Source organism: Chitinophaga sp. CF418 (assembly GCF_900142925.1).
Classification (GTDB): domain Bacteria; phylum Bacteroidota; class Bacteroidia; order Chitinophagales; family Chitinophagaceae; genus Chitinophaga.
In genome coordinates this window covers 183,433-198,136 of the sequence record NZ_FRCN01000012.1, presented here as the reverse complement: position 1 = coordinate 198,136, position 14,704 = coordinate 183,433, and the positions used below count along the sequence as shown (strand labels likewise).

Genomic DNA, 14,704 nt, shown 5'->3' with positions numbered 1-14,704 from the left:
TATTATAAGAAGTATAATGACAACAGCCACCTTTAAAGCAGGATATAAAACACTGGTCACCCGCAGCCCTGTTATACAGCCCAAGTTGGCGGTTAACCGCCCGGGAGATCCGTATGAACAGGAAGCTGATGCTATGGCCGACCGTGTAATGAGGATGCCCGGTAAGTCTTCCTGTGGCATGCTCTCAAAAGGATTGATAGGCTCTTCTCTTCAAAGGAAATGTGAGCATTGTGAAGAGGAAGAGAAGAAGAAAAAATCATTGATGCGCAAAACAGAAGGCAGTGGCGGAGGTTTTGCCGCTTCACCGCAGCTGGCATCCCGGTTGGAAAACTCCAAAGGTGGCGGAGCTCCTTTGCCCGCTAATACCAGGAGTTTCATGGAGAATGCTTTCAGCCGTGATTTCTCACAGGTAAGGATACATGCAGGTAATGAAGCGCATGATATGAGCCATAGTATACAGGCAAGGGCATTCACACACGGGAATGATCTTTATTTCAACAGCGGGCAGTATCAGCCGAATACATCCGAGGGACAACGACTGCTGGCCCATGAATTAACGCATGTGGTACAACAGGAAGGTGACCGTACTTCACAGCTACAGCGTGAAATAGAACTGAGGCCTCCCGGGAAGGGGGAATTCTCTGCATTTGACCGTGCAGGTGAACTGATCAACAGGTTGAATACAGTACATCCTGAGGCGATCACGTATTCATTGGATGGTAATAAAATACGTTGCACGGTTGTGGAGGGCGCGGCGTTGACAACCTTTGATTCGGAAATGAAGAACTTCATTGAGAACACGGAGACGCTGATACCATTGAGACTGATCAGCAAGCATGGTCTTGCAAGACCTGGTGGTGATCCCAGTGCCGGATTTGAGCCGGTAGTTATTGATGATTATGAATCCGGCTATGTTGATCTGGATGATCTTTTGGCCTCAGAGGGAATTACGTTCCAGTTAAATCTGATACATTTTTTAAAGGAACGTTTTGTTACCAAAAATTACAAGGATAGATTGGGAAGCCAGATCCCGAAAGCTGAATTTGATAAAGCACACGCTGCCGGTCAGCAGGAGGAAGTAGATGTGCTCAGGAATATTTTCGATGATCCAAGCATACGGCTTGCCACCAAGGAGCCGGACAAGCTTAATGATACAGATTTTCAGTTCGTTTACTTCAGCAATGCGGAGAAGTATACCATATTCGTGTTTTTGAAGTCTCCGACCAAACTACTTACGAAGAGTACTATAAGAGTGCGTCCGGCCGGCAAAAAGAAGTTGGTTACAGTTGATGAATTCCTGGAGGAACGGAGTAAAGCAAAGGCTGCCGCCCCTGCGGTACAACCCAGGTTATATGTTAACAACCCGGGAGATCGTTATGAACAGGAGGCAGATGCAATGGCCGACCGGGTAATGCGTATGTCCGCTGTTCAGGCCCCTGCACAGCACACACAGGCACTAATCGGGCCTTCTGTACAAAGGAAATGCGCGCAGTGTGAAGAAGCAGAAAAGGAAGAAGGCATTATGCGGAAAGCTGAGGGTGGAGGTGGTTTGCAGGCTTCTCCTGCACTGGCGTCTAAACTCATTGCTACCAAAGGCAATGGAGCGCCTTTGCCGGATGGTACCAGGCACTTTATGGAGAATGCTTTCAGTGCTGACTTCTCCCGTGTATCCATACACAATAACAGTGAGGCTGCAGACATGAACCAGAGTATACGTGCGCACGCATTCACACATGGCAATGATATTTACTTCAATAGCGGGCGTTATAGTCCGCATACACAACAAGGGCAACACCTGCTCGCGCATGAACTGACACATACGCTGCAACAGACAGGCGGCATTCACAGGTCAACCGGTAGTGAAGCTGGTTCCGGTGGCACAGCCCCAACTTCCGGTGCTCCTGGCACTACAGGAACAGGTGCCGGCGCTACGGGAGGTATATCAGTAGATGTATTGGCGGCGGCAAATCCCGAAGATTTTCTCGTAAGGGCTGCCGCTCAGGAACTGGGTACGGATATAAGGGTCAGCTCGATGGATAATATGATCGATCAGTTGGAATCACTGGTGCCAGCGAATGGCTGTCTTGCCAGTCTGAATATCTACAATCATGGTAATCCAAGTATACAAGTTGTGGGTGGCGGTAATAAAGTAAAGAATGCAGATGGTACTACTTCCGAAACCGCTATGAGCGGTTTTTCACTTATCTGGTTGAGCACAGTGGCAAACCAGGGAGCATTGAACAGGCTGCGTCATCTTTTCTGTTGCAATGGTATGATTAACTGGTATGGTTGTAGTACGATCGGCGTGTGGGCAGAGGGTGGTACCCGGACTGAAACAGAGAGAACATCAGATTCTCATCGTTATACTGGTACGTTTGGCAACTGGTATCAATCTGTACCGGAAGCACTTGCAAGGGGCGCATTTGACAGCTTCCGGTATATAGGTGCTGTAAATGCCCAGATGTGGGCGGATAGCACCTGTACTAACTTAACAGCTGCTACTGATTTCACCAACTGGACAACACGGGATGGTAGGGTAACACGTACCACCGCTCATGGAGGAACAAGATATCGTTATCAACCACGAACGGCGGCTGCCTGTAGCTGTGAGGCTGCTACCAATAGAGTGGCCGGTGCCGCGGCCTCTGCCACGGAACTGGAAACAAGAGCTACGCAACTCAGGGAGGATTGGTTACGTCCTCATTATGAACGATACAGGTCTGTACTTGGCCGCACGCCCACGCCTCCGGCGGAAACACCTGTACAGGTACAGGAAAGGGAGCGACGGGCAACAGAAATGCAGGCACTGGGACAAACCATCCGCACGGCTGTATTGGATCGTGCAGGTATAACAGGTGGAGCATCCCCGACAACCTCCGCAGAAGCCTTGCAAGTAGCAGGCCGATGGGGATTAACAGTAACGGATATTGTTTCCCGGCTTGGACCATTGGCAGCGGCCACAGGAACCGCTGTATCAGGCACTACCTCTGGTGGCAGCCTGGATACTCAGCAGCGCACTCTCGAAGCAGCGCTGACGCCAAGAGGCCGCGATACATTTATGGCAATGATGGCCCAGGTGCAGCAGGAACGTTTCTGGGCCGATCACTTTGCGAGCAATGCGATATATGTATTTCCAGACCTTCCTCCTACAGCCCGTTACAGAGCTTACAAACAGGAAGGCACCCGAGCGTTGGCTGGTGGTGGTACCGCACCGGTATATATTATCCACATGAAAAAAGATATGATCGATGGCGGACAATCTGAACTCGCAACAGCATTACTTGTCCATGAACTAAGCCATACGCTTTTCCATGGCATGACAGGAGAGGCAATGAGCGGCTTCCTGGACGAACTGGCCAATCTGATCGTAGATGATCCACAGATCGTGGTGCTCAGACCCAGCAGCGCTACGCCGGCCGATCGTGACAGACAGGCAAGACAGATAAGGCAATTGTTATACGATGCCTCGGCATATGCGGAAGAAGAGATCTTTGTGCATCTTCAGCAGCTCACACATATGCCTAATATCGATGAAGGAGGTAGAGCGCTGAGTGGCCCGACCTATATCAGGGAAAGAGTGACAGACTTTATGCACCAGTTGTTCCAGATCGGCTTACCAGCGCCGGCACTCCGGCAGGTAATAACAAACCTGGCAGCTCAGACGCGCGGCCTCTACCAACGAAGGATAGATTCAATGCCTGAGGGCTCGGAGGACAGAAGGTTGCTGGAAATAAACAGACGCCTGGCTATGTCTACACTCCAACTGGCATACGATGAAGCAAGGCATCCAACACCGGCAACACCTTAGCAGACAGTTATTATTTCAACACATTGCCAGATACATAAAACACCCCGAATAAAACAACATACATGTCCACCGGTTACTCCCGCAGCCCCAAACTCCTCAAAGGCGCTCTCATTGAATTCTCAGAGCGCTTTATAGGCCCCATTCCCAACATCATCATTTTCCAGTACAACCCGGAAACGATGACGCGCAGCCTGGAGGTATGGAACCCCGCTCCCCGCAGCCAGTCGGGAGACGGGCAGGGACAGCCCCCCACTGCAGAGGAAACTGCGGCCACTGCTCAACCGCACGACCCGCCAGAAACATTCACACTGGGCCTCGAGCTGGACGCAGCAGATGCACTGGAGAAACCGGAGAGTCACCCGGTAGCTTTTGTCTCTGGTGTGGCCGATCGCATCGCTGCCATGGAAATGCTGTTGTACCCGCAGGGCGAAAGCCTGCTGGGAGGGCTGATGGGTGGTATCAGTGCTTCGCTGTCTGGTGGTGGTGCAAGTATAGGCGGAAGCGCAGCCGCTGCAACGCCTGTGCCCCGTGGTACGGTGCCGGTGTTACTGTTTGCCTGGGGCCCAGGCCGTATAGTGCCTGTGCGATTGACCAGCTTTTCAGTAGAAGAACAGGCCTATTCACCATTGTTGTACCCCATCCGTGCAAAGGTGAATATCGGGTTGAAGATACTGACCCCGGAAAAGGACTTTCCTGCGCCCCGCACATTCACCCAGGACCTTGCAGTGGCGGCCTTCAATTTCACCCGCAAGCAGAAAGAAGTGCTGGCTGCAGCCAATCTGGCTAATAGTGTAGAATCTATCCTGGGCATGTTGCCTTTTTAATACACCGCAGTAAACTGACACGATATGTTTGACGAAAAAAGCCGCTATTACAAAACAACGCAATACCAGGTCACAGACAGCCGTGGACGTAGTGTGCCGGTTGTTGTCATCCCGCCTGCACCGCTGCAGACGCTGCAGGGGTATCACCTGTTGAAACAGGGACAAAGGCTGGACCACCTGGCTGCCCAGTATTTAAAAGATCCTGCCGGTTTCTGGCGCATCTGTGAAGCGAATGACGTAATGCTGCCCGAGGCATTAAGTGAGCAGATGGAAATTGCTATTCCTCAAAAAAGTCGTTAAATGGGCTTAGGTATAATCATAACAGTTAATGGCGCGCCAGATGCAGAACTGGCGCAGGCTTCACGGGTGGAGGTATACGAAAAGCTGGGAGAAACCACGCATTTCAATATCTATTACCCGGAAGATATCAGTGATGGTGATCTGAACCGGTTGAAGGATAATCGCCTCGGCCCCGGCGCTGTTATTTCCATACTCGCAGACGTCAATGATACCCAGGAATGCCTGGTAAAAGGACCCATATATAGTCAGCAGATACACCTGGAACACGGAGGTGAAGGATCTTCTGTACTGGTGAAAGGGGCCGATACTTCTATTACCATGGACCGTGTATTCCAGTCCGTTGTATGGACTGATGTAACAGATAGTGATGCCGTCACCAGTATATTCGGCAATTATGGTCTTGCAGCGGACGTATTCACCACCAGCGCGAGACATCTCGAAAACAAACATAGCCTCGTGCAGCGGGAATCGGACCTCCGTTTCATCCGGCGACTGGCAAGACGGAATGGTTGTTACTGCTGGATCACCAGTGATGCGGCAGGTATGGAAACAGCGCATTTTAAACAACCGCAACTGGAAGGAGAACCTGTAGCAGAACTGTCGATCAACTTTCAAAGCCCCAATATTCAGTCATTTGATATTAACTGGAATACAGAACGGCCCACCAGTGTGGAAGGATTACAGCTTGATCTGAATACCAAGAACGACCTGGACGGACAGCTGGCGCAGACGCCACAGTCTTTGCTGGGGACCTTATCTCTGCAGGCCATTACAGGTGATGTGCGCACCATGCAGGTCTCCGCTCCCGCAGATGATGCCGGTAATCTGCAGGCACGCAGCCAGGGAGCGCTGATGGAAGCTGACTGGTTCATACAGGCATCCTGCCGTACCAGTCTTCACCAGTTTGGCAAACTGCTGCATGCGCACACTATTGTAAATGTGAAAGGGGCCGGCAGCCGTCATAGTGGCAAATACCTGGTAGCGGCAGTAAGGCATATCATCGATCCCTCAGCACATGTAATGGAAGTGAAGCTGGTGCGCAACGGCTGGGAAGAAGCTGCTGCGGGCGGTATTGGTGGAGGAATATTTTAACGTATAAAAACAACAGCATGGATGCCCAGTTACTTGAACAACTAATGGAATGGACCCGCAACCGGTACTTCGGCAAATACCGTGGTACTGTAATAGACAATACTGATCCCACTAACCGGGGAAGAGTCAAGGTAAGGGTACCTTCCGTTTTGAAAGAACTCAACGTCTGGGCCATGCCTTGTCTGCCATACGCTGGTAAGAACGTAGGGGTATTCATGGTGCCCGAACCCGGCGCAGGCGTTTGGGTGGAGTTTGAAGCAGGAGATCTTTCCTATCCCATCTGGACCGGTGGTTTCTGGGCGGATGATGAAGTGCCCAAAAATGAAAAAGGCGCTGAAGCTACCCCCTCACTACGCATTATACGCAGTGAAAAAGGACTGCTGGTAAGCTTTGACGACGAAGCCCAGGTGCTCACGCTCAGCGATGAGAATGGCAGCAATATCATGACCATCGAAGTGCAGCAGGGAAAGATAAAGATCAAAGGCAACTTAAAAGTAGTGGTAGAGGCACCCCAGATAGAACTGGTGGAGAATGCCACCCACCCGGTGGTTTTCGGCGATGAGCTGATGACTTACCTGAACCAGATCGTACAGATATATCAATCACATACACATCCGGGCGAACTGGCGCTGGGCGTGTTGCCGGTAACTCCCGCGCCACCCGTACCACCGCTTCCGCCTCCAACACCAAGCCTGCTTTCTTTAAAAGTAAAGGCAGGATAAAAATTAAAGCATATGGGATTTAAAGCAGGCATACAGGCAGATTATGTAAACAGCATGGCAGAAGCCATGGAAAAGGCTTTTATGGCAGAATGGCCAAAGGCAATGAACGATCAGCCACCACCGCAGGCCAATGACCAGATGCGGTTGCTGTTCATTGCTATTGCACAGGGCGTAGTGCGGCATCTGGTAGATCATCCGGAAGCAATAGCAGTGACAATATCCGAGAACAATCTGCATACTCACAATGCCACTGTGCAAGTGATCAGTACAGAAACTCTTTATTGATAAAAAAGCGATGTTATGAAAGAGCACATTTCCAGCATACGCTATCCGTTTGCGATAGATCAGGGGCTGGGCACGCTGATGGAAGAACAGAACTATGATCAGCACGTAAAACAGCTGATGCTGCAGGTGTTATTTACCAATCCCGGAGAACGGATCAACCGCCCCGATTTTGGATGCGGTATACGCCGTATGGTATTTGCGCCCAACAGCGAGGTAAGTGCTAACCTGACCAAAGTAGCTGTGACACAAGCCCTGGAAAAATGGATGGCAGACCTGGTCAGCGTGGTGGACGTGAAAGTGACCTCCGTCAATGAAAAACTGGAAGTAGGCATCGTATACATACTCAATGCAAGGCAGGAACGTCATTATCTAAATCTTGAAGTAACGTTATGATAACCGCTCCCGATCGTATACAGGCTTTACTTGCACAGTCCCGTGTAACAGGGATAGACTTTGTCTATATACATACCAGCCAGCTGATACTGGACGTATATTTCCTGCGGTCTCCATCTACATTGGATGTTCCTGTTACAGGTACGCTGACGCCCGATCAGATACGTATCTATAACCCTGCCGGAACTGTGCCGGATATGCCGGTAAGTACCCTGAACTGGATTACGGTGGATGCTCAGGACGTGTTGCGTCTTACAGTGCCTCATCCGGGCGATTTCACGCTGTACCGGTTGTATATTGACGACGCCAGGGTAGACCTCTTCTACAACGACATTACCTTCAGTTTTAAGGCGAACTGTCCTTCGGATCTGGACTGTAAGCCAGTGGAACATGAATGTCCGCCGGAAGCGCCGGTCGACTTTCCTGTCAATTACCTGGCCCGCGACTTCTGGAGTTTCCGGCAGTCCCTGCTGGACTTTGCCTCACAACGTTACCCCGACTGGCCGGACCGCCTGGAAGCAGATGCGGGTGTCATGCTCACAGAAGTGATGAGTGCCCTGGGAGACGAAATGGCCTATTACCAGGATAAAGTCAGCCGGGAAGCCTACCTGGAAACTGCCACACAGCGAAGGTCCCTGCGCAGGCATGCCCTGTTGGTGGATTATAACATCCATGATGGCCTGGGGGCCACGGCCTGGCTCGATGTAACGGTGGCTGAAGGCGAGAGTGGTTTGATCCCTGCCGGAACAGATGTGTGGGCCTCAGGAGAAAATGGTACCCGTATCGACTTTGAAGTGGGACGGGGACTAAAAGAAGTATTCGCCGGTAAGAAATATGCTGTGGATGCTGACCGGAATGATCTGTTGCCTCACTTGATCGATGAGGACCAGGTTTGTTTGCCCGTAGGCGCTACAGCGTTATACATACAAGGCCATCATGCCGCTCATCTCACCCCCTTTGATGACCTGCCCGAAAATCAGGCGCCCGGCAAATGGGTATTGCTGCAAACAAATCCCACCAATCCCGGGCAGCGGGCACGTGCCCACCTGGTACGGCTGATAGCTGTTACAGATACGAAAGACCTTGTACTGAACGAGGATATAACCCATCTGGTATGGGAATCGGCCCAGGCCCTGCCTTTTGAAATGGACTTAACGGTACTGCACATACGTGGCAATATACTGCCGGTCACGGCAGGTAAAACCTACACTTTATACTTCATCACTGGCGCTGAAGCAACAACGCTTTCATCCTCAGAACAGGATGCTCTGAAGGAAGCTGCTCAGCAGGCGGTGGTGCCTGAAGCAGACCGTGCGATAGAGCGTAATGGGAAAGACGGTGACGTAACCTATCTCTGCTGGCTTCCTTTATCAGCAGACGAACCGCTGGTATGGCTGGGAGATGATCCGCATGATGCCCGCCCGGAAATAAGACTGACATCAGTTGAATTTAATAGTACCTGCTGGGTGCCCGATGAAGAATGGACCTGGCGGAGGTCCCTGCTGGGAGAACATTCCTCCCAGAGTCAGGACCGGGATTATACACTGGATGATGGCACCTGGAAACGGGTGGTTGGCTATCAGCGTATAGGTGAGGAAGTGATACACCGTGACTATGCCTCAGGCGGTGGTGTCACCATCCGCTTCGGAGATGGTGAATTTGGCCTGATACCCGCCAGGGGAACGGTGTTCCGTGTTGATTACAGGCTGGGTGGAGGCCGCAGGGGAAATGTACCGGCGGCATCCCTGAAATATATAAAAGACGATCGTCAGCCCGGGGATTGTGATCCGCCATTGGCTGATCTTGGTTTTATTAAAAGTGTTGCTAATCCCTTGCAGGGTATAAATGGTATGGACCCGGAGAAACCGGATGAAGTGCGCCAATCTGCCCCCGAAGCTTTTCGTGCTGTTACCTACCGGGCAGTACGTTCGGAAGACTATGCAGAAGCGGCGGAACGTTTGCCCTGGGTACAAAGGGCTGGCGCTGTTTTCCGCTGGACAGGCAGCTGGCTCTCTGCTTTTGTAACGCCCGATCCATTGGGTACCGTAGGACTGGAACCTGCGCATCGCAATAACCTGCAGCAGCAACTGGACCGTTTCCGGCAGGCCGGCAGGGAAGCCCTGATACAGGATCCCGTATATGCCGATATGGATATTGAGATTGAGATCTGTGCTGCACCGCATGCTTATGCCGGCGAGGTAAAAGCGCTTGTGCTGGAAGCGCTATTGGGAAAAGGCGGCATCAATCCCAGCCCCGGATATTTCTCTCCTGATCATTTCACATTTGGTACGCCCCTGGAACGTTCTTCCCTGGAAGCCTGCATACAGCAGGTACCCGGTGTGCAGGCCATTGAATATATCCGTTTCAGACGGAGAGGATGGTTCGGCTGGAAGATGTTTACCGGTTTGTCCTACGATCCTGGTCAGCAGACCATCATCCGCGTGGAGAATGATACATTATTTCCCGAAAGAGGTTCTCTTAAAATTTATATACACGGTGGAGCATGAGTTGTAATTGCAATAATACCAATACTGCAGACGGCGCATTTGCCTGTCCCTGCGACCGGGTAGAACATCCGCAGGCGCTGCGTATCAATGCGGGCCTGAGCGAACTGCCCCGGCAGCTGGCCGCTTTCCCGGAATTCCGGCAGGCCATGCTTTTTGCCATTCGCAGCAAGTTGCCGCTGGCTTCCTGGCAGGCCCGGAAACAGGATGATACCGGTGTGATGCTGTTGGAAATGTGGGCCTACGTTTGTGATGTGCTAAGCTTTTATGATAAGGTAATTGCCCAGGAGACCTACCTGCGCACTGCTAGTCAGCGGGCTGCCTTACGCAGGCTGGTGGCATTGCTGGGCTATCTGCCCCGTCCTGCTGTAGGCGCTACCGTTCAACTGGCAGCCCTGGCAGATGGCAGGCAACCGGTGTTGCTGCCGGCAGGCACCGCTTTCAGGTCTGCCGCTTTTAATGGACAGCCGCCACAGGTATTTGAACTGGATCAGGATACACTGATCCATCCGCTGACCAATCGCTGGAATATCCGTGCGCCACGCCCCGGTAAAATACTGAGCGCCAACCCGCTTTCCCTGCTCGTAACACCACGTACAGAGATCCGGGAAGGTGATGTATTGCTGCTGACAGACAGTGGCAATACGGCGCAGAATCAGGCCTTGCAGGTAGCGGAGGTATCGCCCTATACCGCTGCCGACGGGGTAACCTATACGAAAATTGCTTTCAGTCAGCCGGCAAAACTAGCGGTAAACACACCGCTGTCACGGCTGAGCTTATATGCTCCCTTACATGAAGCCTCTCTTTGGACAAGTCCCGGTGATGACGTTTCACCGAACATCATTGCAAGCGCTGTTTTCATTTCAGCTCCAGGTAGTATTTCCAATATAGTGGCATCCATCTTTGATGATGAAAATGCATCTGTTACCTCGGATAGTGTTGTGCTGGACGGATTGTATCGCCAGATAAAAGCAGGCGACTATATTCTGCTGCGAAGGGGACAGGAAGTACGCTGGTTTAAAGTGAACAGTACCTCCGAAGATACCAGGCAGCCTACGCCCCCCGGCAAGATCAAGATCAACGGCAGCAGTTTCGATATGCCCGGCATATCTGTTCCCGTTACCCGGCTTACGCTGGATGCAGGTATCAACGCTGCGGGTCGTAAAGCATCCGGAGCTGCGAACTGGGGAAATGCCAGCAAGGCTACATTGGTGGTGCACTATGGTATGCAGTTCGCCGGACGTATTGGCGACGAACCTAATAGTATCTTAATGCCGGATGATGCCCTTGTTTTTACGGGTCAGACAGAAACGCCTGTGGAAGAAAGGAACCCCGCTGCATTCCTGCTGAGCGATAAAAACAATCGTGGTGTTGCCATCAACGGCAGTGTGGATTTTCCCCATGCAGCACTGATACCTGATCAGGGACAGGATTGGCAGCCGGGTCTCGTACTACCGGTAACAGCGTTTGGTAATGTGATCAGCGCCAGCAGAGGCGAACAGGTCAACGCGGAAGTGCTGGGCTGTGGCAATGCATCACAGGTAAACCAGTTTTTTAAACTGAAGAAAAAACCGCTCACCTACCTCTCTTCCCCCACAGCAGATAATGACCAGGGGGTGAAAAGTACGCTGCACATTTATGTAAACGGTGTGCGCTGGACAGAAGTTCCGGGGTTTTATGGGAGGCGTCCGGACGACTATGTATTTATCGTACGGCAGAATGACGAAGGTGACGCTATCATCACTTTTGGGGATGGCATACGTGGACAGCGCCTGCCTACGGGTGCTAATAATGTGGTGGCCTGGTACCGTTATGGCGCCGGAGAGGCAGCCCCTCCAGCTGGAGCAGTGAACCAGATCGCTAAACCATTTAAAGGGCTGCAGAGCGTGAATAATCCCTTGTCAGCCGCAGGAGGCGCCGATCCTGAACCTGCAGATGGCATGCGCACTTATGCGCCCAAATCAGCGCTTATACTAGGCAGGGCGGTGTCGATACAGGATATGGAAGCAGTGGCGCTCTCCATGCCGGGTGTAAAAGGGGTACAGGCCGCCTGGCGCTGGCATGGTACGCGTCAGTGTGCGCTGGTACATATCTGGTACCTGGGAGAAGCAGGCCTGGAAACCGCGCTCTCACAACGTTTACGCAATGTGTCAGACCCTGCTGTCATCATACAGGTGGAACAGGCCACTACCGCAAAAGCAAAGTTGTCCATTGCGGTGAAGTTCGACCCACGCTACCTCGAAGCAGATGTATTAGCGGCAGTACGCGAAAACCTCACCAATATCAAAAGCGGGTTACTGGCCCGGGAAAACATCGGCATCGGCCGTCCGCTGTTCCGTAGCCGCATTTTCGCGGCCGTACTGGCGGTACCGGGTGCTACGGCTGTCAGTGGTCTTTTCTGGAATGGAAAGCCCTTTAATGACTTTGCCAAAACACCGGGCGCAGGTAAGTATTTCAATTTCGAACAAGAGAACGCATTACAGCTAAACAATAATTCCCTGGTATGAAAACAATAGCAGAAGATCGCTTTGAGCGCTATTATGCGGAAAAACTCTGGGAAATGATCCCGGCCATTTACCGTCATGAAGACGGTATAGCCGAACGTCCCGGCGTATTGCGCGGCCTGGTGGAAGTAATAGCAGAACAGGCGGCAATTGTGCGACGCAGCGAAGACCGCCTATGGGAAGATCAGTTCATCGAATGGTGCAGTGACTGGGCCGTGCCCTATATAGCCGACCTGCTGGGCACCCGCCTTATCAGCGCATTAAACAAACGTGGCCGCCGCGTAGATGTTGCGAAAACCATCTACTACCGCCGCCGCAAAGGCACTCCCCGCATACTGGAAGAATTGATCAGCGATATTACCGGCTGGGATGGACGCCTGGTGGAAAGTTTTCAGCGCCTGGCAAGAGCAAGGCATGGACTGGATACCGTTCCTGGATTACTGTTAGGACCTTTTACAGGTACAGGCCCGGGTGGCTGGGCTGACCTCCGCCGGCAACGGGGTAGTGAGCTGAATGGAGGCCCTTTCGACGAATATTTCCATACGGCGGACTTCCGCAGGCAGCAGGGTAAAGATGGACGTTACGGTATTCCCAGGCTCAATTTCCATATTTACCGGCTGGTAGCTTATAAGGTCGCCAATGTTACTCCTTTCTCTTTAGGAGATGATATGGGCTTCTGCTTTGACCCCTCCGGCCGGGATATCCAGCTGTTTAACAGGCGCAGAAGGCCCGAAGACTGGGAGGAATGGCATGCCGCGCTGGAATGGGAACTGCCCGCGCCTATGCGTTGCCGTTTGCTGGCGCATGCCGAATACCTGATCAGCGAAGCAGTGGTACAACGCCTGGTGAACGATCATGGCCTGCTGCCGGGGGCTGCAGCAGATCTTCGCAGTCTGCGGGGCTGGCAGTTCAGGGAAGAAGGCCGTTTGCTGGCAACGCTAGCCACTTTGCCCACACAGGCAGACTTGCTGGCCCCGGGTATTTATGTTCCGCTCTTACGTTATGCTATTATAGCCGCTTGTGGAAAACAGGCGCTCTTACCCAATGCGCTGGCTGTGGAAGGAGGTGGCATCACGCCGGATACCGGTTCTCTGGCTGTTACACTTGGTGCACCACCCGCAGGTATCATCACTGCAGAATTTATCACTGCGGCTAACTTGAGCAACTGGGCTATCGGACCAGGTAATAAAAGACTGGCCATTGATCCGGAGAGAGGCCGCCTCCTCTGGCTGGATGGCGCAGTGGATACTGATGAACTGACAGTCAGTTATCATTACGGGTTTGCCGCTCCGCTGGGTGCAGGCACCTATGATCGTCCTGCAGTGGAAGAGCAGGCCCCGGACCTGGTAAAACAGGGTGGAGGTGTATTAGCCGCAACAGATATACTGAATAACGGTATTACACAGATAAGCGACAGTAAAACCTACGGGCCAGTATCCGACAAGCTGAGTGTACAGCATCTCGAATTTCGTGCTGCCAACCTCCAACGACCTTTCCTGCGACTGGAAGCTAACTGGATACTGAATACAGGCACAAATGAAGAATCTACACTCACGATAGACGGCTGGTGGATAGGGGCCAGCCAGAACAATACACTGGAAGTAATACTACGCGGTGATTATGAAACTGTCCACATCAGAAACTGCACTTTTGACCCCGGAGGAGATACGAATATTCTGGGAGGAACACTGCATCCTGTAACGCTGGTCATCGAAGGATTCGTAGAGCAGTTATGCATTGAGGACAGCATCATGGGACCTGTTATTGCCCGTAATGACGGCACGGTGGAAACCATTACCATCTGCGATTCCATTATACAATCTGTGAATGCAGGCAGTCCGGCTATTGCTGTTAATACCGGCATGGTTATTTTACAACGCACCACCGTCTTTGGAAATGTGAACGTACACCGTCTGCAGGCAACAGAGACCATCATTACCGGTCCCTCTACGGTAACGGATACACAGAATGGCTGTTTCCGCTTTAGTGCGGCGCCAGCCTTCAGCCGCTTGCCACGTCCTTATGAATCTTTTCTTTTTACCGTCGATACCAATCACTGGTTCAGTTCGCGGCGTTTCGGGCATTACAGTTATGCCCAGCTGAGTGAAACAGCGCCGGAACCCTTGCGCACAGGAGCGGAGAATGGCAGCGAAATGGGCGCCTTTAACAGTTTGCTGAACCCCGTAAAGCTGGACGGCTTACGGGCCAAAATAGACGAATACATGCCCTTCGGGCTAATTCCAGCTTTTATTCATGAAACATAACTAAAGCC

Annotated in this window: 10 protein-coding genes; all 10 read left to right on the top strand. The window is 52.0% G+C overall.

What is annotated here, in order from left to right; genetic code table 11:
* The first annotated feature begins 16 nt into the window (after nucleotides 1-16).
* The 10 genes from F3I09_RS24650 to F3I09_RS24605 all read left to right on the top strand — a co-directional run bounded on the left by F3I09_RS24650 (nucleotide 17) and on the right by F3I09_RS24605 (nucleotide 14,696).
* A complete protein-coding gene (locus tag F3I09_RS24650) occupies nucleotides 17-3,808 on the top strand; it encodes a DUF4157 domain-containing protein (RefSeq protein ID WP_149697721.1) in 3,792 nt (1,263 codons plus the stop codon).
* A gap of 62 nt (nucleotides 3,809-3,870) precedes the next feature.
* Nucleotides 3,871-4,632 carry a hypothetical protein gene (locus F3I09_RS24645; protein WP_149697720.1) on the top strand — a complete coding sequence of 254 codons (762 nt, stop codon included), beginning with the start codon at nucleotides 3,871-3,873 and terminating at the stop codon, nucleotides 4,630-4,632.
* Between the two features lie 24 nt (nucleotides 4,633-4,656).
* Nucleotides 4,657-4,932 carry a hypothetical protein gene (locus F3I09_RS24640; protein WP_149697719.1) on the top strand — a complete coding sequence of 92 codons (276 nt, stop codon included), beginning with the start codon at nucleotides 4,657-4,659 and terminating at the stop codon, nucleotides 4,930-4,932.
* Complete coding sequence (locus F3I09_RS24635) at nucleotides 4,933-6,024, top strand: phage late control D family protein (RefSeq protein WP_149697718.1); 1,092 nt, start codon at nucleotides 4,933-4,935, stop codon at nucleotides 6,022-6,024. It abuts the gene before it with no gap.
* A 17-nt stretch (nucleotides 6,025-6,041) separates the two neighbouring features.
* Nucleotides 6,042-6,746, top strand: coding sequence for a phage baseplate assembly protein V (locus F3I09_RS24630; RefSeq protein WP_149697717.1), 705 nt, complete (start codon nucleotides 6,042-6,044; stop codon nucleotides 6,744-6,746).
* A 12-nt stretch (nucleotides 6,747-6,758) separates the two neighbouring features.
* Complete coding sequence (locus F3I09_RS24625; protein WP_149697716.1) at nucleotides 6,759-7,031, top strand: hypothetical protein; 273 nt, start codon at nucleotides 6,759-6,761, stop codon at nucleotides 7,029-7,031.
* 15 nt (nucleotides 7,032-7,046) lie between these two features.
* Nucleotides 7,047-7,424, top strand: a complete 378-nt coding sequence (locus F3I09_RS24620; protein WP_149697715.1) for a GPW/gp25 family protein — start codon at nucleotides 7,047-7,049, stop codon at nucleotides 7,422-7,424.
* Nucleotides 7,421-9,931, top strand: a complete 2,511-nt coding sequence (locus tag F3I09_RS24615) for a hypothetical protein (protein WP_149697714.1) — start codon at nucleotides 7,421-7,423, stop codon at nucleotides 9,929-9,931. The genes F3I09_RS24620 and F3I09_RS24615 overlap by 4 nt, the downstream gene beginning before the upstream one ends.
* A complete protein-coding gene (locus tag F3I09_RS24610) occupies nucleotides 9,928-12,435 on the top strand; it encodes a hypothetical protein (protein ID WP_149697713.1) in 2,508 nt (835 codons plus the stop codon). Before F3I09_RS24615 ends, F3I09_RS24610 begins: the two co-directional genes overlap by 4 nt.
* Nucleotides 12,432-14,696, top strand: a complete 2,265-nt coding sequence (locus F3I09_RS24605; protein ID WP_149697712.1) for a hypothetical protein — start codon at nucleotides 12,432-12,434, stop codon at nucleotides 14,694-14,696. Before F3I09_RS24610 ends, F3I09_RS24605 begins: the two co-directional genes overlap by 4 nt.
* Nucleotides 14,697-14,704: the final 8 nt, after the last annotated feature.